This is a genomic window from Pseudomonas sivasensis (genome assembly GCF_013778505.1).
Lineage (GTDB): Bacteria > Pseudomonadota > Gammaproteobacteria > Pseudomonadales > Pseudomonadaceae > Aquipseudomonas > Aquipseudomonas sivasensis.
In genome coordinates this window covers 14,952-31,738 of record NZ_JAAOWU010000027.1, presented here as the reverse complement: position 1 = coordinate 31,738, position 16,787 = coordinate 14,952, and the positions used below count along the sequence as shown (strand labels likewise).

The 16,787-nt window shown below is 60.1% G+C and carries 16 protein-coding genes; 6 read left to right on the top strand and 10 right to left on the bottom strand.

The genetic code is table 11. The features are described from left to right. Positions 1 to 235: 235 nt before the first annotated feature. The 8 genes from kdgD to G9Q84_RS27440 form a co-directional block, all read right to left on the bottom strand. On the bottom strand, positions 236 to 1,147 hold the full coding sequence (gene kdgD / locus G9Q84_RS27475; protein WP_032885472.1) for a 5-dehydro-4-deoxyglucarate dehydratase: 912 nt from the start codon (positions 1,145 to 1,147) through the stop codon (positions 236 to 238). A gap of 189 nt (positions 1,148 to 1,336) precedes the next feature. Continuing rightward, positions 1,337 to 2,113, bottom strand: coding sequence for an ABC transporter ATP-binding protein (locus tag G9Q84_RS27470; RefSeq protein WP_181644419.1), 777 nt, complete (start codon positions 2,111 to 2,113; stop codon positions 1,337 to 1,339). An 11-nt stretch (positions 2,114 to 2,124) separates the two neighbouring features. Further along, positions 2,125 to 2,964: an ABC transporter ATP-binding protein gene (locus G9Q84_RS27465; RefSeq protein WP_032885474.1), complete on the bottom strand. Its 840-nt coding sequence runs from the start codon at positions 2,962 to 2,964 to the stop codon at positions 2,125 to 2,127. 15 nt (positions 2,965 to 2,979) lie between these two features. Next, positions 2,980 to 3,897 (bottom strand): ABC transporter permease, encoded by a 918-nt coding sequence (locus G9Q84_RS27460; protein WP_122764069.1) that lies wholly within the window; start codon positions 3,895 to 3,897, stop codon positions 2,980 to 2,982. A 32-nt stretch (positions 3,898 to 3,929) separates the two neighbouring features. Further along, positions 3,930 to 5,534, bottom strand: coding sequence for an ABC transporter substrate-binding protein (locus tag G9Q84_RS27455; RefSeq protein WP_095186417.1), 1,605 nt, complete (start codon positions 5,532 to 5,534; stop codon positions 3,930 to 3,932). Between the two features lie 45 nt (positions 5,535 to 5,579). Next, positions 5,580 to 6,593 carry an ABC transporter permease gene (locus tag G9Q84_RS27450; RefSeq protein ID WP_371260689.1) on the bottom strand — a complete coding sequence of 338 codons (1,014 nt, stop codon included), beginning with the start codon at positions 6,591 to 6,593 and terminating at the stop codon, positions 5,580 to 5,582. A gap of 45 nt (positions 6,594 to 6,638) precedes the next feature. Continuing rightward, a complete protein-coding gene (locus G9Q84_RS27445) occupies positions 6,639 to 8,249 on the bottom strand; it encodes an ABC transporter substrate-binding protein (protein ID WP_032885480.1) in 1,611 nt (536 codons plus the stop codon). Between the two features lie 71 nt (positions 8,250 to 8,320). After that, positions 8,321 to 9,475: a mandelate racemase family protein gene (locus tag G9Q84_RS27440; protein ID WP_032885481.1), complete on the bottom strand. Its 1,155-nt coding sequence runs from the start codon at positions 9,473 to 9,475 to the stop codon at positions 8,321 to 8,323. Positions 9,476 to 9,834: 359 nt separating this feature from the next. On the opposite strand from G9Q84_RS27440, the gene G9Q84_RS27435 reads away from it, so the two are divergent. Continuing rightward, positions 9,835 to 10,560: an oligogalacturonate-specific porin KdgM family protein gene (locus G9Q84_RS27435; RefSeq protein ID WP_032885482.1), complete on the top strand. Its 726-nt coding sequence runs from the start codon at positions 9,835 to 9,837 to the stop codon at positions 10,558 to 10,560. A gap of 86 nt (positions 10,561 to 10,646) precedes the next feature. Continuing rightward, entirely contained in the window at positions 10,647 to 11,480 is an 834-nt protein-coding gene (locus G9Q84_RS27430; protein ID WP_181644418.1) for an NAD-dependent epimerase/dehydratase family protein, read from the top strand. On the opposite strand, the gene G9Q84_RS27425 is transcribed toward G9Q84_RS27430, so the two are convergent. Then, positions 11,420 to 12,199 carry a FadR/GntR family transcriptional regulator gene (locus G9Q84_RS27425; protein WP_032885483.1) on the bottom strand — a complete coding sequence of 260 codons (780 nt, stop codon included), beginning with the start codon at positions 12,197 to 12,199 and terminating at the stop codon, positions 11,420 to 11,422. The two genes, G9Q84_RS27430 and G9Q84_RS27425, sit on opposite strands and share 61 nt — an antisense overlap. A 130-nt stretch (positions 12,200 to 12,329) precedes the next feature. Next, a complete protein-coding gene (locus G9Q84_RS27420) occupies positions 12,330 to 13,115 on the bottom strand; it encodes an SDR family NAD(P)-dependent oxidoreductase (RefSeq protein ID WP_099603321.1) in 786 nt (261 codons plus the stop codon). A gap of 144 nt (positions 13,116 to 13,259) precedes the next feature. Between G9Q84_RS27420 and G9Q84_RS27415 the strand changes: the two genes are divergently transcribed. From G9Q84_RS27415 to ltnD, 4 genes are all read left to right on the top strand, one after another. Further along, positions 13,260 to 13,805: a TetR/AcrR family transcriptional regulator gene (locus G9Q84_RS27415; RefSeq protein WP_181644417.1), complete on the top strand. Its 546-nt coding sequence runs from the start codon at positions 13,260 to 13,262 to the stop codon at positions 13,803 to 13,805. A 103-nt stretch (positions 13,806 to 13,908) separates the two neighbouring features. After that, a complete protein-coding gene (locus tag G9Q84_RS27410) occupies positions 13,909 to 14,772 on the top strand; it encodes a sensor domain-containing diguanylate cyclase (protein WP_032885553.1) in 864 nt (287 codons plus the stop codon). Positions 14,773 to 15,267: 495 nt separating this feature from the next. After that, on the top strand, positions 15,268 to 15,552 hold the full coding sequence (locus tag G9Q84_RS27405) for a Rossmann-fold NAD(P)-binding domain-containing protein (RefSeq protein ID WP_181644416.1): 285 nt from the start codon (positions 15,268 to 15,270) through the stop codon (positions 15,550 to 15,552). Positions 15,553 to 15,825: 273 nt separating this feature from the next. Beyond that, on the top strand, positions 15,826 to 16,785 hold the full coding sequence (gene ltnD, locus G9Q84_RS27400) for an L-threonate dehydrogenase (protein WP_338104113.1): 960 nt from the start codon (positions 15,826 to 15,828) through the stop codon (positions 16,783 to 16,785). Positions 16,786 to 16,787 lie beyond the last annotated feature (2 nt).

Sequence of the window (16,787 nt, the reverse complement as noted above, 5' to 3'; positions counted from 1 at the left end):
GAAGTCGTCTTGAGTGGTGCCGCAGCGATAATGGGTGAGCCGTTGAGGCGCACTTTAATGTCGCCGGGTTTGAACACGCCGAACCCGTCGAGGGCGTCATGCACGGTGGCGAGCAGACGTTGTTCGCCGACGCGTTGGGCCAGGGTCGCGGGGCAGTCGATGATGCAATGGGGCATGGTGGACTCCTTGCAGGCAGACCGGACAGCGGCGCCATCAGGGCGCCGCCGACCAACGTTTATTGAGCGCCGAGGGACTTGATCAGCACCGCCAGTTGCTCCACTTCATCGGGCAGCAGATCGGTCAGTGGCGCGCGTACCGGGCCGGCGTCGTGGCCAACCAGGCGAGCACCGGCCTTGACGATGCTCACGCCATAGCCTTCACAGCGGTTACGAATCGCCAGGTACGGCAGAAAGAAATCATCGATCAAACGGCCTACGGTGGCGTGGTCGTCGGCGGCCACGGCGCGGTAGAAGTCCATCGCGGTTTTCGGGATGAAGTTGAACACCGCCGAGGAGTACACCGGCACGCCGAGGGCTTTGTAGGCGGCGGCATAGACTTCGGCAGTCGGCAGACCACCGAGGTAGGTCAGGCGGTCGCCCAGACGACGGCGGATGCTGACCATGGATTCGACTTCACCAATGCCGTCCTTGAAACCAATCAGGTTCGGGCAGCGTTCGGCCAGTTGTTCCAGGCTGTCGGCGTTGAGGCGGCACAGGTTGCGGTTGTACACCACCACACCGAAATCCACCGAGTTGCACACCTGCTCAACATGGGCCACCAACCCTTTCTGGCTGGCTTCGGTGAGGTAATGAGGCATCAGCAAGATGCCGGCAGCGCCCAAGCGCTCAGCTTCTTGGGCGTAGGCAATCGCTTGGCGCGTAGGGCCACCGGCACCGGCGAGGATCGGCACCTGGCCTTTGCAAGTGTCCACGGCGGTCTTGATGATCTGCGTGTATTCCTTGGGCTCCAGAGAGAAGAACTCCCCGGTCCCCCCTGCCGCGAACAGCGCACTGGCGCCGTAAGGTGCCAGCCATTCCAGGCGGCGTGCGTAGGTGTCGGCGCGGAAGTCGCCAGCGGCATCAAAGTCGGTAACCGGGAAGGAGAGCAAGCCGGAAGACAGGACTGTTTTTAGTTCTTGTGGCGTCATGTTCACAAACCTTTGTTCGAAATTTGGATGGAATACCTTAAGAGGTAAGTCATCGTACAACTACAAAAATAGTAAAGCTACCCTATAAGTGCCTATCTTGAGAAAACTGCCATTTAACCCAATGAAATAGACATCTATCTAAAAAATCACATCAATCGAGAAAAGCCATGTTGTACGATGACTAAGCGTTTATCCCACACGCCGCCGCTCAGACTCCTGACTGAAGTCGCGGCTGGCCTGCACCAGCATGCGCGTGTAATCGTGCGCCGCCTGATCCTGGCTCAGGGCCTGGCAGTCGAGCAATTCCACGATCTTGCCGTGCTGCATCACCGCCACCCGATCGCACAAGTGAGTGACTACACCCAGGTCATGGGTGACCAGTAGGTAGGTGAGTTTCTCGCGCTGGCGCAGGTCCGCCAGCAAGTTGAGGATCTCGGCCTGGACCGAGACATCCAGCGCCGAGGTCGGCTCATCCAGCAGCAGTACCCGCGGCTCCAGAATCAAAGCGCGCGCGATCGCCACACGCTGGCGCTGGCCGCCGGAGAGCTGGTGCGGATAGCGAAAGCGAAAACTGTCGTTCAGACCAACCTTGAGCAGGATCTCGTTGATGCGGTCGTCCTTGTCCCCTACCCCATGGATAATCAGCGGCTCGCGCAACGCGGTGTCGATGGTGTGCCTGGGATGCAGGGAGCCGTAGGGGTCCTGGAAGACCATCTGCACTTTGCGAAAATGCTCCTTGGGAATCTTGTGCTGCAGCGGCGCGCCGGCAATGCTCAGCTCGCCGTTCCAATGCCGGTATTGCCCGGCCAGGCAGCGCAGTACGGTGGTCTTGCCCGAGCCGGACTCCCCCACCAGACCGAACGATTCACCGTCGGCGACACTCAGGCTCACATCGTGCAGCACTTGGTTGATGGCAGCGCCTGTGCCGAAGCTCAGGTTCAAGGCGTGCGCTTGGATCATGTGCATGGTCAGGTTCCTTATTGAGTCAGCCAGAGAGGATCGCGCTTGAGCACCGGCAGGTGCACGCGGCGGTTGTCCATGCTCGGCAGCGCGGCCAGCAAGCCACGGGTATAGGGATGTTCGGCGTACTGCAGGTCGCAGGCGGCCAGGGATTCGACGACGCGCCCGGCGTACATCACCAGCACGCGGTCGCAGTAGTTGCGCACCAGGTTGAGGTCGTGACTGACGAAGATCAGCCCCATCTGCTGCTGGTCCACCAACTCTTCCAGCACGTTGAGCACTTGCTGGCGCACCGAGACATCCAGCGCCGAGGTGGGCTCGTCGGCGATGATCACTTCCGGACGGGTGATCACCATCATCGCGATCATGATGCGCTGCCCCATGCCGCCGGAGACTTCATGGGGATACAGGTTATAGACGCGCTGCGGGTCGCGGATATGCACCTGCTCCAGCATTTGCAACACGCGCTCTCGCGCATCACTGCGGCTGGCCTTGTGGTGGGCCAGGTAGGCTTCGGCGATCTGATCGCCGACCTTGACCACCGGGTTCAGCGAGTACTTGGGGTCTTGCATGATCATCGAGATGCGCTGGCCGCGGATCTTCTGCATGGCTTTTTCACTGGCCGACAACAGGTCGACCTCGCCAAACGCCATGGCCTTGGCGGTGATTTTGGCGCTGGGCGGATGCAGCTTCAGCAGGCTGCGACCCACGGTGGATTTGCCGGAGCCGGACTCACCGACAATCGCGAGTTTTTCCCGGCCCAAGGTAAAGGACACATCGCGCACGGCGTGGGTTTCTTTCTGGCCACTGACGAAGCGCACGTTAAGCCCTTCGACATTCAGTTTGATGGCGGACATCAGGTGTTCCTCCGATTATTCGCTGCGCGGATCAAGGATGTCCCGCAGGCCATCGCCCAACAGGTTGAAGGCCAAGCTGACCAGCATGATCGCTGCCCCTGGAACCGCCACCAGCCACCAGCATTCGAGCATGTAGCGACGGCCGGTCGAAATCATGGCGCCCCACTCCGGCAGCGGCGCCTGGGCACCCAGGCCGAGAAAGCCCAAAGCGGCAGCGGTGAGGATGATCCCGGCCATGTTCATGGTCAGGCGGATGATCACCGAGGACAGGCACATCGGCACGATATGGCGCAGGATAATCCGAGCCGGCGACGCGCCTTGCAGCTCCACTGCGACGACGAAATCAGCGTTGCGCAGGGACAAGGTTTCGGCCCGCGCCAGCCGCGCAATCGGCGGCCAGGAGGTCAATGCAATCGCCACCACCGCGTGCTCCAGGCCAGGGCCGAGGGCCGCGATAAACGCCAGTGCCAGGACCAGGCTGGGGAAGGAGATGAAGATATCGGTCAGGCGCATGAACACGGTATCGACCGCACCGCCGAAGTAGCCCGACACGGTGCCGATAAACAGCCCGATAGGCCCTACGATCACTGTGACCAGGGCGATGATGTACAGCGTGATCCGCGAGCCGTAGACCAGCCGGCTGAAAATATCCCGGCCATACTCATCGGTGCCGAACCAATGCGCCGAACCCGGTGCCTGCAACGCGCCGGCGAGGTTCTGCACCACCGGATCATGGGTAGCGATCCACGGTGCAAAGGCCGCGACCACCACCAACAGCAGCGCCACCAGCAGGCCCGCCAGGGTCATAGGGTTACGTAGCAGGTGACGCAGCACCCGCAGGCCACTCTTGCAAAAGGCATCAAAGCTGGAGCCTGGCGAGCGGTCCACCGGGCGCTTCGTCGCCGATTCGATGGAAGACAGATTGGCATTCATAAGCATCTTCTCTGTGTGAATTCTGGAAGCACTCAACGCTGCTTGTAGACACCCAGGTAACGGGTGGCCTCGGCATCGTCACCGGTGAAGCCCTTGACGTCGGCAGCGCTGACCACGGTGTCGGTCATCTGCGAAATCATCAGGATCGGCCCCACTTGCTGGTCGTAGAGGGTTTGCGCCTGGTGATACAGGCTGACCCGCTGCGCCGAATCACGCGTCACGCCGGCCTGGTCGATCAGGGTGTTGATCTGCGGGCTGAAGAACGAAGCGCGCCAGCCCTGGAAGTTCGGTAGGCCGGCGTCGTCGCTGTTGTTGGGGTTGTAGGCAAAGGTGCGCAGGCTGAAATACGGGTGCGGGTAACGCTCGGCGCCCCTGGCCACGATGATCTCGAAATTGCGCGCGCGCATCGCGCCGTACACCTGGTTACCCGTGCCGGTGACGATGCTGGCCTTGATCCCGCCTTCGGCCAGGGTCGCTTGCAGGCGCGCAGCGATATCAATGAACGGCGGTTCCGACAGCGTGCGGATGGTGGTGTTGAACCCCTCGGGGTAACCCGCCTCAGTCAGCAGGGCTTTCGCCTTGGCCACGTCCATGTGATAGCCCGGATCCGGCAGGCGTGCTTCCAGACCCAGTTGCATCGGCTGCTGGTTGAGCGTTCCGTAATACGGCATCACTTGTTGGTCCAGGCCCTTGTAGTCGATCAGGTTGCGCACCGCTTCACGCACCTTGGGCTTGGCGAATTCCGGTTGTTTCATGCTCATGGCGACGTAGTACATGGTGCCGCGCGGCAGCGACTGCACTTGGATCTTGTCCGAGCCGTCGATGGCGCGAATGTCCGGCGCGGCCATGCCGTAGGCCAGGTCGAGGTCACCGCGTTCGAGCATCAAGCGCAGGGACTGGGATTCGGTCATGTGCCGCACCACCACGCGCTTGAGCTTGGCTGCGCCGCCCCAGTAGCCGTCGAAACGGGTCAGCAACAGGGAATCGTTGGCGCTCCATTTGGTCAGCACGAAGGGGCCACTGCCCGCCTCGTTCGTCACCAACCAACCGGCGCCGAGGTCGCCGTTTTTTTCATGGGCCAGGGCGGTCTTGCGGTCCACTACCACAGCGCTCGGGGAGATCGCCAGAGAGTCCACCAGCAGCAGCGGGTCCATGGTCTGCGGCAGGTCGATGACCAGGGTGTGGGCGTCCGTGGCGCGGATCAGCGATTGGATATTCTCAACGCTGTAGCCGTAGGCCTTCCAGGTGGTGGCCAGGCCGAAGTTGAGCTTCATCACGCGGTACAGCGACCACGCCACGTCTTCGGCGGTCAGCGGGTTGCCCGAATGGAATTTCACGTCCTGGCGCAGATGAAACGTTACCTGCTTGCCGTCCTCGCTGATGTCCCAACGTTCGGCCAACTGTGGCAGGTGTTTTTCCGGGTTACCCTGGTCACGTTTGATCAGCGTGTCGTAAAGATTGGCGTTGACGCCGGACGCATCCAGGCCGGGCGCGTTGGCCGGGTCGATGGAGAACAGGTTGACCATGCTCATGCCGACGATCAGTTGATCGGCCGGGGTCTTGGCGTTGGCCAGGGTCATCGGGCCAAGCGCGAGCACAGCGGTCAGCAGGCCAAGGTGCAGTTTCGAAAATGTCATGAAAAATTCCTTCTTCTTATAGTTTTATCGGTACTGCGCGACGCATTAACGGGTGCGCGGATCAAACACCTTGTACAAGGCATCGCTGATCAGGTTGAGCGCGACAAAAATCAAGCCGATCACCAGCACGCAGCCCATCACCGCATTCATGTCGCCAAGCATCAGGCTGCTGGTGAGGTATTGGCCGAATCCCGGCCAGGCGAATACGGTTTCGATCAGCACTGCGCCTTCCAGCAGCGAGCCATAGGCCAGTGCAACCACGGTGAGCAACTGCACGAGGATGTTGCGAAACGCATGCCCCCACACCACTTGGCGACGGGACAAACCCTTGACCCGCGCAGTGATGATGTACTCCTGGGACAATTGCTCCAGCATGAAGCTGCGGGTCATGCGGCTGATGTACGCCACCGAGTTCAGGCCCAAAATCAGCGCCGGCAACACGATATGCCGCAGGGCGCTGGCGAAGGCTTCCCAGTCGCGGGCGAGCGATGTGTCGATCAGCAACAGGCCGGTGACTTCGGGCACCATGCCGTCGTAGGCCAGGTCGATGCGCCCCGCGCCGCCCGCCCAGCCGAGCCAGGCGTAGAACACGAGCAGGCCCATCATGCCCAGCCAGAAAATCGGCGTGGAGTAACCGAACAAGGTGATTACCCGCGCCACATGATCGCCGAGCCGCCCTTGGTTGCTCGCCGCACACACGCCCAGCGGCAAGCCGATCAACACGCCGAACAGAATCGCCAGAGTGGCCAGTTCGATGGTCGCCGGGAACACGCGCAGGATGTCATCCAGCACCGGGTGACCCGTCAGCAACGCGTTGCCGAAATCACCGTGGAGCAGGTCATTGAGGTAAAGGCCGAATTGGGTCCAGATCGGCTTGTCCAGGCCCATCGACCGGTACACCTGGTCGTAGGTGGAGCTGTCGGCATCCGGCCCGACTACCGCCAGCACGGGGTCAAGCGGCATGACCCGGCCGATGATAAAGGTCAGCGCCAACAGGCCGAGCAACGTCACCAACACGGTGCTGGCGCGCCGCAGGGTATTGGAAGCGCGAGCGCCCATGACAGAGGCAGTCATAACAAACATAGTGAGCTCCTGGTAAATCGATCAGCGCTTTTTGTAGACGTCTTTGTAGCGCGTGGTCGCAGCGGTATGGCCCTGGAAGTCGGCCACGTCGGTGTACACCACCACGGTGTCGGTCATCTGCGAGACCGGCAAAATGGCTCCGACCTGTTGATCGACCTGCTCCTGAATCTCGCGGTACTGAGTCAGTTGCTTACCGGCATCCGGCTCGACTTCCGCGCTCTCAATCAACTGGTTCAACTCAGGGCTGTAGAACGACGTGCGCCAGCCCTGGAAGTTGGTGAGCTTGGCTTCATCGCGGTTATCCGGGTTGTACACCAGGGTGCGCAGGCTGGAATGGGGATGACGCTCCGCCCCGCCACCGCCACGACCGACGATGATGTCGAACGTGCGCTCGCGCATGGCGCCGTAGATCTGGTTACCGGTGCCGGTGATGATGCTGGCTTCGATGCCGGCCTGGGCCAGGGTCGATTGCAGGTTGGAGGCGATGTTGATAAACGGCGGTTCGGCCAGCACGCGGATGGTGGTCTTGAAGCCGTTCGGGTAACCGGCTTCAGCCAGTAAGGCTTTGGCCTGCTCGACGTTGAGCTTGTAGCCAGGGTCCGGCAGGCGCGCGGCCAGGCCCAATGGCAGCGGCCGCTGGTTGATCACGCCGTAATGGGGCATGACCGTCTGGTTGATCCCCTGGTAATCGATCAGCGAGCGCACGGCCTTGCGCACACGGGCGTCGGCGAACATTGGCTGCTTCACACTCAGGGCCACGTAATACAAGGTGCCGCGTTGCAGGGTCTGGGTGCGTACTTTGTCGCTCTTCTGCAGGGCTTCGATGTCCGGCGCGGACATGCCTTTGGCGATATCCAGGTCACCGCGCTCGATCATCAGTCGCAATGACTGCGACTCGGTCATGTTGCGCATCACGATGCGCTTGAGCTTGGCCGGGCCGCCCCAGTAACCATCGAAGCGCGTCATCAGGATCACGTCGTTGGCACGCCAGTCATTGAGCACGAATGCGCCACTGCCGGCCGCGTGAGTCACCAGCCAGGCGGCGCCCATGTCGCTGCCCTTCTGGTGTTCGAGGACTTTTTTGCGGTCGAGGATGAACGCACTTGGCGAGGTCGCCAGGGTGTTGAGCACCAGCAGCGGGTCGGTCGGCCTTGGCAGTTCGATCACGAAGGTGGTGGGGTCCGTGGCGCGCATGTAGCGCTCGACGTTTTCGGCAGTGAAGCCGTAGGCCTTCCAGGTGGAAGCGAGTGCGAGGTTGAGCTTGAGCACCCGGTGCAGCGACCAGGCAACGTCTTCGGCGCTCAAGTCATTGCCGGACTGGAACTTCACCCCGGTGCGCAGGTTAAAGGTCAGGGTCTTGCGGTCCTCACTGACCTGCCAGCGCTCGGCCAGCGCTGGCACCAGTCGGTCTGGTTGGGCGACGTCCTGCACCAGCAACATGTCATACAGGTTGGCGTTGATTTCCGACACATCCAGACCCGTGGCGGCAGCTGGGTCGAGGGACAACAGGTTGATCATGCTCATGCCGACGATCAGTTGATCGGCCGGCGTTTTGGCAAAGCTTGCCGGTACGGCGGTAACGGCCAGCGCGGCGACGAACACCCGCGCCCACAGCGAAGGGAAAATGCTCATAACAAGAGTGCCTTTTTTATATTTATAGGGCTCTTGATCAGCCCGACGCATGCCGGACTGACCGTGTAAAGTCAGAAGCTTTTAAGCGTATTGGTCTCGATGTAGTTGAAATCGATGTCTTCGCCCAGGCCCGGCAAGTCGGACAGGTGCACAAAACCGTCGCTGTCCATCGGGTCCACCAAGCGATTGAGGTAGGCCGGTACTTCGTCGTAATCCAGGTACGGGTGGAGCAGGCCACGCTCGTACCAGGTGCAGTTCTTGATCGCACCGACCACCGCCAGGTTAGCGGCGCCGTTGCCGTGAATTTCGCAGTCCATGCCAAACGATTCGGCCAGGTGCGCGACCTTCAGGCACGGCGCAATACCACCGACGCCCGCGACACCGGCACGCAAGATATCGCACACATCGTGCTTGACCCAACTGGCGCGGGCGAGGTGTTTGCCGGACAGGGTTTCCGGGCCGAGCACCGGAATATCCAGTTGCCCCGCGAGCCAGGCATAGGACTCGGCTGACTCTTCCATCATCGGTTCTTCAAACCAGGCGAAGTCGAGTTTCTCCAGCTCGCGACCGATGTACAGCGCCTCGGTGCGGCTGTACCAGTGGTAACCGTCGAGCATCAACGCGATGTCCGGGCCCACCGCCTCACGCACAGCAGCGCAAGCCTTGACATCGATGCGCGGGCTTGGCGCGAAGGACACCGGCGGCATCCATGTGTGCAGCTTGATTGCCTTGTAGCCACGCTGCACCAGGGTCTCGGCAAAGCGGCCGTAGTCTTCGGGGGTTGCGAGGCCGCCGGGCAGTTCGTCGCCACACATGGTCGAGCCGTAGGCCGGCACCTTGTCGCGAAAACCACCGATCAACTTGTGCACTGGCACGCCGAGTTTGCGTCCTGCCCAATCCCACAGAGCCTGCTCAACCAGGGCCAAGGCGCGGTCGGTCAGTTGGCTGGCACTGCCACGCTGCCAATGGGCGAGGTCTTGCCAGATCTTTTCGCGATCAAAGGCGTTCTGCCCCACCAGCACTTTGCGCACAAACCCATCCAACACATAAGGACGGATCAATTCAGGGGCGCCGAATGCAAAACCCTCCTGCCCGTCTTCAGTCTGGATGCGCAGCAAAGCCATCTGCGCCTGGGTGACATCACCGGGGTGAGCATGGCCAGCGCTGTCCACTGCGCGGCGGGTCGGGTAGGAAAATACCTGGACGTTGACTGCTGTGATTCTCATGGACGTCTTAAGCCTTCTTATTGGATTTGAGACAGGAATGTCGTCTGTTGCGACCGATCATAGGTCATCGTACAACACTTGAAAAGAGCCAATAACCTGCCCCGCAATCCACTGCTTTTCACGTAAAACGCCGTAAAAGCCCTATTTTTAAAGACAACTAAGGAATAACGAAGATTGCTGTAAAGCCCTATTCGACGGGGACATATGTTTCAAAGTGTTTCAAAACGATCGATGGGCGGTAGACGAGTCATCTTGTCGTACGATAACGTATATCGGCACCTTAGATGAGAGCCACACGCAACAACGTATTGCCGTAGCAACCGTCAAACGACCCTAACAAAAACAAAAAAGAAGACCGTATGAACACCACCCTACGCACGCTCGTTACTGCCCTGACCTTCAGCCTGCCGCTCTACGTCAGCGCTGACTCTGCCAGCATCAACTACCGCCACCAGTTCACCGAGGAAGACAGCGCCCACGCTGATCGAATCAAGCTCAACTACCGTCTGGACAGTGGCCTGGGATTTGAAGCGGAGATGAAATACCGCACAGCCGGGGACCGTGAAGATGTCGCGTACGACAACATGGTCAACAACGGGCATGAGTTCACCGTCAGCTACAACTACAAGCTCAGCCCGCAATCGACGTTGACCCCCGCGTTCCAGATGGACAGCTCGAAGGACTCGACCACCTACAAGCTGGGCCTCAAGTACAACTACAAGATCAACGACGCCTTCTACGCCGCCACGCGCTATCGCCTGGACACCAAGAAGCTGGACCGCGATCAGGTCAACGAGGATTTGCCCGATCACATCAAGGATGACCAGACCACCCATCGTTTCGAGGGCTGGCTCGGCTACACGCCGGCCAGTAAGTGGGCGTACGAATATCAGTTCATCTATTTCAAGACTGACTACATCCGCTACGACAACAAGAAGAGCGATTACGAACAGAACCTGATCGTCAAATACAAGCTCACCAAGGAATGGGCCCCGTTCATGGAGATTGGTGATGTGAAGGTCAACTCCACCTCAGAAGACCGTCAGGCGCGGTGGCGCTTGGGCGTTCAATACAACTTCATGTAAAGCCCCCTCCCCGCGACTTGCCTGGCGAACGCGCATCGCTCGCCAGGCAATCGCTTTGCATTCAGCGCTCAATGGAAGACCTGACCATGACCACACAACCCAAACCCTTCACCCGCATTTTGCTCACCGGCGCCGCCGGCGGCCTGGGGCATATCCTGCGGGAAACCTTGCAGGCCCATGCCCACATCGTGCGCGCCTCGGACATCAGCGCGATGGCGCCCAGCGCGGGTGAACACGACGAAGTGATCCAGTGCAACCTGGCCTACAAGGCTGCCGTGGCGGCGCTGGTCGACGGCGTTGACGCGATCGTGCATTTGGGCGGGATTTCAGTGGAGCGGCCGTTCGAAGAAATTCTCGACGCAAATATTCGCGGCACCTTCCACATTTACGAGGCGGCGCGACAACAGGGCGTCAAACGGGTTGTGTTCGCCAGCTCCAATCACGTCACCGGTTTTTACCCTCAAGACGTTGAACTGGATGTGCACGCACAGCGCCGCCCGGATGGTTACTACGCGCTTTCCAAGGCATACGGCGAAGACCTGGCGGCGTTCTACTTTCATCGATACGGGATTGAAACCGTGAGCTTGCGCATCGGCTCGTCGTTCCCCGAACCGCGCAACCGGCGGATGCTGCACACCTGGCTGAGTTACGCGGACCTCGATCACCTGGTGGCCCGCGCCCTGCTGGCCAAGGATGTGGGGCACAGTGTGGTGTATGGCGTTTCGGACAATAAGGAGCGCTGGTGGAGCAATCGGCACGCCGAGCACCTGGGCTTTGCGCCGCAGGACAGCTCGGAACCCTTTCGCGCCAAGGTCGAGCAGCAACCGCAACCGTCGGCGGATGAGCCCGGTGGCCGACTTCAGGGCGGCGCGTTCACCGCAGCGGGGCCGTTCGACAATTCAGCGGCGGCGGCTTCATAGGCCCGGCGCATACGCTCGCGACTGTTGGACAAGTGCAGGCGCATCGCGGCGCGAGCGGCGTCTGCGTCACGGCGCAGGATGGCTTTGTAGATATCCTCGTGCTCGCGGCTCAGGCGCTCCAGGTAAGGTTCCTTGTTGGCATTGGCCAAGCGTTTTGAGTGCAGGCGCGTACGCGGCAGGATGTTGACCCCCAGGTGCAACATGATGTCGGTGAAGTAGCGATTGCCGGTGGCCAGCGCGATCTGCTGGTGAAACTGGAAGTCCGCCGATACCGCGTAGTCGGCACTCACCGCCCGCGAATTCAGCGCGTCCAGCGAGTCGCGCATCACCTGCAATTGCTGGTCGGTGCGACCCAGGCAGGCCAGACCGGCAGCTTCTACTTCCAGGCAGATGCGCAACTCCAGCACTGCCAGCACGTCCTGCAAGGTGACGATGGTGTCAGGGTCAATCCGAAATCCGCTGGGGCTGGGAATATCCTTCACAAACGTGCCGACGCCGTGCCGCGTTTCCACCAGGCCAGACGCTTGCAGACGCGAAATGGCCTCGCGCACCACGGTGCGACTCACACCGTGCTCGGCCATCACTTCAGATTCGGTAGGCAGCTTGGTTGCTCGCGGGAGCTCCCCGCTGCAAATGCGCCGGGAAAGCTCGGTGACCAATTCTTCAGCCAGACTGCGGTGCCGGCGGCGAACGGTGGGCTGGACGTTCGGGTTGTCCATCAAGAACAGGTATCTCGGTTGGCGAATGAATGCCCATCATAGCGCATTCAGTTGTACGACAACCTTCCCTTTAGTCCGCCCCGCGTCCCCATAGGCCAAAGCCTGCGCCGTGGACTCAAACACGCACCCGTTACTGTGGGCGATAGCGCTCAGCAGCGCGAGCCTGACGCAGCTCCGACAACAAGCCCTGACGCGCGGACTGAAGACCGTCCCAGCGCGCGGCGTCATGCAGTGGCGGGATGGTCACGAGTTCACGCCGGTCAAAACCGACCAGTGCGGCATCCACCAGTTCACCCACATCCATGACCTCTGGCAGCGTGTTGATGTCGATGCCCGAGCGCTCCCAGATTTCCGTACGGGTGGCTGCCGGCAACACCGCTTGCACATAAACGCCTTTGCCAGAAAGCTCAATGCTCATGCCCTGGGAAAGGAATTGCACGAACGCTTTGGTCGCGCCATACAGCGTCATTCCCAACTCCGGCGCCAGACCAACCACCGAGCCAATATTCACGATTGCCCCCTCGCCGGCCTGCACCAACCTCGGTGCGACTGCGCGGGCGAGTCGCGTCAGCGAGGTGACGTTCAGCGCGATCAGTTGCTCAATGCTCTCGCCCGTCTGCGCCAGGAAATCTCCCGTCTGGGCCGCGCCGGCGTTGTTGATCAGCACACCGATGCGCGTGTCATCGCGCAGGCGCGCTTCGACCACAGCCAAGTCCGCCTCCTGGGTAAGGTCGGCCTGTAGCACGTCGACATCAACACCGTGCTCCTGGCGCAAGCGCGCCGCCAGCGCTTCCAGCCGCGCCTTGTCGCGGGCGACCAGTACCAGGTTGTGGCCGCGCTGAGCGAAGCGCTCGGCATAGGTGGCGCCAATGCCGCTGGACGCGCCGGTAATCAGGATAGAAGAAGCGTTCGTCATGACTGTGCTCTCTGGATTAACGATGATTGAGTGTGGCGGGGTTTATGATGTCGATCATAATCTTATCCGTCAATGGTTTTGATGTTGATTGACATCAATGTATAGTGAGCACCGAAAACAGTCGTCACCAGCGAGGGTAAAGGTATGAGGGTCAGCAAGGCACAAGTGCAGTTAAACCGCGCGCACATCGTCGAAACGGCCTCCAGATTGTTCCGTGAGCGCGGCTATGACGGCGTCGGCGTGGCAGACCTGATGGCAGAAGCCGGGTTCACCCATGGCGGGTTTTACAAGCATTTCGGGTCCAAAGCCGACTTAATGGCTGAAGCCGCCGCAAACGGGCTGTCCCAATCGCTGACCAACAGCGCCGGGCTGGGCTCCGATGAGTTCTTCAATCGCTACGTATCCAGAGAGCACCGTGATGCCCCCGGCCAGGGTTGCACGATGTCGGCCCTGTGCGGGGACGCGGCGCGTCAATCGCAAACGGTAAAGGCAACGTTCGCCGAAGGCATTGAAAACGCATTGGCCGCCCTTCAACAGGACGCTGCCAAGCTGGATAAGGACGCTCGGGAACAGATGATCAACCGGTTCGCCCATGCGGTCGGCGCCGTGGTGTTATCCCGGGCCTGTCCCGATGACTCGCCATTGGCGGATGAAATTTTGGATGTGTGCCGCAAGGCAATGACCGTGTGAGATGAAAAGCCGCAGAGGGCACTGAAAATTAGCAGAATTGCTCGCCGCCGCCCTTCATGATCGGGCTATGATCGGCAGATATGAACCGGATACCCGATGCATCATGCCCGTAGACCTGCAAGCTCTCTATCCCAAACTTATCCACCTGATGCTGGATACGGTGTTTGTCGTCGACAGTGAAAACCAGATTGTGTTTGTGAGCGATGCCTGCGAGGCATTGCTCGGCTACCGTGCAGAAGAACTGACCGGCACTCTGATCACCCATTACATGCACCCTGAAGACCTGCCACGCACGCGGGCCTCGATTGTCCGGGTGATGAATGGCAAACCCCATGTCGACTTCCGCAACCGCTATATCCGCAAGGACGGCAGTATCGTGCACATCCTGTGGGCAGCTTTCTGGTCCAAGGAGGTGGGCGCACGGATCGGGGTCGCCAGGGACGTGACAGCCCTTACCAAAGCCGAAGAGGAACTACGCTTCCTCGCCCATCATGACCCACTGACAGCGCTGACCAACCGGTCGTTGTTCAATGATCAACTGAACCAGGCCCTGCACGCCGCACAGACTCACAACAGCACCCTGGCGCTGCTGTTTCTGGATATCAATGACTTCAAGGGCATCAACGATGTGCATGGCCATGCCATGGGCGATCGCGTGCTGTGTGTGATTGCTCGACGGTTGGAACGCTGCGTACGCGAGAGTGACTTGGTGGCACGGATGGGCGGTGATGAATTCACCGTACTGCTGACCGATGTGCCGTCGAAGGACGCTATCGCGGAGAGGGTGGCGCAAATCCTCGCGGTCATGGCCGAGCCGTTGAGCGCTGAATTTGACGGGGTACAAATGCCGTCCTGCAGTGTCGGCGTGGCGTGCTATCCGGCGGACGGAGAGGACGCCGATACGCTGCTCAGCCATGCAGACGGTGATATGTACCGGATAAAAAGGCAGCGGTTTGCCACTGAGTGACATCGGTAGTTAGGGTCGTTGTCGCACGCCCTGGCGTGCCCCCGTCGAGTAAATCAGTCCGCAGGTATCGTTATCCGCGCTTATTGGCTCACCTCACGCGCAGCTTTGACCCACCCATGCGACCTGTTCTGGTGCCCATCAACCGGAAGGACGAATTCGTTGCACTGAGCCTCAACCGGGAAACCAGGGTTTCAAAGTAGAAGCGCATTCCCTCTTTGAATGCCTCCAAGCGCACATTCGCCGAGTTAGCGCAGTCGCTCGGCCATTGCAACGCATTGCTCAACAGCGGCGGCTCCATACAAGCGTCGACGCTGGTATGACAGAGACGGGATGAAGCTGCGGGTACTCAGCACGTCGCTAACATTGACCCCACATAAAAAAGACACCGAAGCGTCCACTCCCTAAATCACAGGCAAAAAAAAGCCACTCACTTGAGTGGCTTTTTAATGCTTGGCGCGGGAAGCGAGACGTGCAATTTGTGATTTAGTCATTCTTATGTACGCGCACCAGAGCGGCACACTTCTGCTGACGGGTGGCTTCTTCGGCATCGAACCGAATGCAGATTATCTTTCGTTGAGTCTGGGTAAGGCCGGTATTCGTGCATTGACGGCAGGCCTCTTCGAGTCGGCCAAAACCCACAACGTGCATGTGGCCACGGTCACTGTGGCCGCGTTCGTCGAACCGGAATCCGAGGAGGCGGTTGGCATTGCAAAGGCGTTCTGGGACCTGCACAACCAGAAAACGTCGAACTGGACCGCAGAAGTCACCTACTCGCGTTAATTCCTGGCGTAGCACCGCACAGCCTTCCAGTGAGCACCGCCAAAAGCCGTGCTCACTTTGCGTTTCAACGCCTGTGTTCTCAACGCTGAAGCCTGGCAGCGACGCGCGGCAATGTTAAATATTGTTAAATCAAAAAATAACTTCACATAATCTGATCATTGGTGGATTATCTATTCAACCCGCATGACACCCTGACAAAAAAACAAAACAGGATGGCAACGATGATCGACACCTCCCCGAATAAGCTTCCCGCCCCTTACCTGTATCTGGACGATCGCCTGCACCTCTGCGGCGCCCACGTACCCACAGCCTTGCTACGGAGCCTCCATGAATAACAAGAATGTTGGTGTTATCGGCTTAGGCGCGATGGGGCTGGGCATTGCCCGCTCGTTGTTGCGCAGCGGCTTCAACGTGCATGCCAGTGATGTGCGAGAAACCGTCACGCAGCAGTTCGCCAGTGAAGGGGGCGTTGCCTGCAGCTCGCCTGTCCAGATGGCCGCCGCGTGCGATGTGATCATCACCGTCGTGGTCAATGCCGAACAAACCGAGACGGTCCTGTTTGGTGAACATGGCGCCGTCGCCGCCTTGCGCCCTGGCAGCCTGGTGATTGGTTGCGCCACGGTGGCCCCTACCTACGCGGTAGACCTGGGCCAGCGCTTGATCAACGCAGGGTTGCTGTACCTGGATGCACCGATCTCCGGTGGTGCAGCCAAAGCGGCGGCCGGTGAGATGACCATGATGACTTCCGGCCCAGCCGAGGCTTATGCAAAAGCCGATGACGTGCTCACGGGCATGGCCGGCAAGGTCTATCGTCTGGGCGATGCCCATGGCCTGGGCTCAAAGGTAAAGATCATCAACCAACTGCTGGCCGGCGTGCATATCGCCGCTGCCGCAGAAGCCATGGCACTGGGGCTGCGTGAAGGCGTCGAGGCCGATGCACTGTATGAAGTGATCACCCACAGCGCGGGCAATTCCTGGATGTTCGAGAACCGCGTGCCACACATTCTCAAGGCTGATTACACGCCGCTCTCGGCCGTCGATATTTTCGTCAAGGACCTGGGCCTGGTGCTGGATACCGCACGGGCCAGCAAGTTTCCGCTGCCATTGTCAGCCACCGCTCACCAGATGTTCATGCAGGCCTCCAGTGCCGGGTTCGGGCATGAGGACGATTCGGCGGTGATCAAGATTTTCCCTGGCATTGAGCTCCCGACTGCCAAGACCGAAACCGAATAAGG

Bases quoted from the DNA above. Each gene is read 5' to 3' on its own strand.
- kdgD (WP_032885472.1), bottom strand. From the start codon at position 1,147: ATGACGCCACAAGAACTAAAAACAGTCCTGTCTTCCGGCTTGCTCTCC.
- G9Q84_RS27470 (WP_181644419.1), bottom strand. From the start codon at position 2,113: ATGCACATGATCCAAGCGCACGCCTTGAACCTGAGCTTCGGCACAGGC.
- G9Q84_RS27465 (WP_032885474.1), bottom strand. From the start codon at position 2,964: ATGTCCGCCATCAAACTGAATGTCGAAGGGCTTAACGTGCGCTTCGTC.
- G9Q84_RS27460 (WP_122764069.1), bottom strand. From the start codon at position 3,897: ATGAATGCCAATCTGTCTTCCATCGAATCGGCGACGAAGCGCCCGGTG.
- G9Q84_RS27455 (WP_095186417.1), bottom strand. From the start codon at position 5,534: ATGACATTTTCGAAACTGCACCTTGGCCTGCTGACCGCTGTGCTCGCG.
- G9Q84_RS27450 (WP_371260689.1), bottom strand. From the start codon at position 6,593: ATGGGCGCTCGCGCTTCCAATACCCTGCGGCGCGCCAGCACCGTGTTG.
- G9Q84_RS27445 (WP_032885480.1), bottom strand. From the start codon at position 8,249: ATGAGCATTTTCCCTTCGCTGTGGGCGCGGGTGTTCGTCGCCGCGCTG.
- G9Q84_RS27440 (WP_032885481.1), bottom strand. From the start codon at position 9,475: ATGAGAATCACAGCAGTCAACGTCCAGGTATTTTCCTACCCGACCCGC.
- G9Q84_RS27435 (WP_032885482.1), top strand. From the start codon at position 9,835: ATGAACACCACCCTACGCACGCTCGTTACTGCCCTGACCTTCAGCCTG.
- G9Q84_RS27430 (WP_181644418.1), top strand. From the start codon at position 10,647: ATGACCACACAACCCAAACCCTTCACCCGCATTTTGCTCACCGGCGCC.
- G9Q84_RS27425 (WP_032885483.1), bottom strand. From the start codon at position 12,199: ATGGACAACCCGAACGTCCAGCCCACCGTTCGCCGCCGGCACCGCAGT.
- G9Q84_RS27420 (WP_099603321.1), bottom strand. From the start codon at position 13,115: ATGACGAACGCTTCTTCTATCCTGATTACCGGCGCGTCCAGCGGCATT.
- G9Q84_RS27415 (WP_181644417.1), top strand. From the start codon at position 13,260: ATGAGGGTCAGCAAGGCACAAGTGCAGTTAAACCGCGCGCACATCGTC.
- G9Q84_RS27410 (WP_032885553.1), top strand. From the start codon at position 13,909: ATGCCCGTAGACCTGCAAGCTCTCTATCCCAAACTTATCCACCTGATG.
- G9Q84_RS27405 (WP_181644416.1), top strand. From the start codon at position 15,268: ATGTACGCGCACCAGAGCGGCACACTTCTGCTGACGGGTGGCTTCTTC.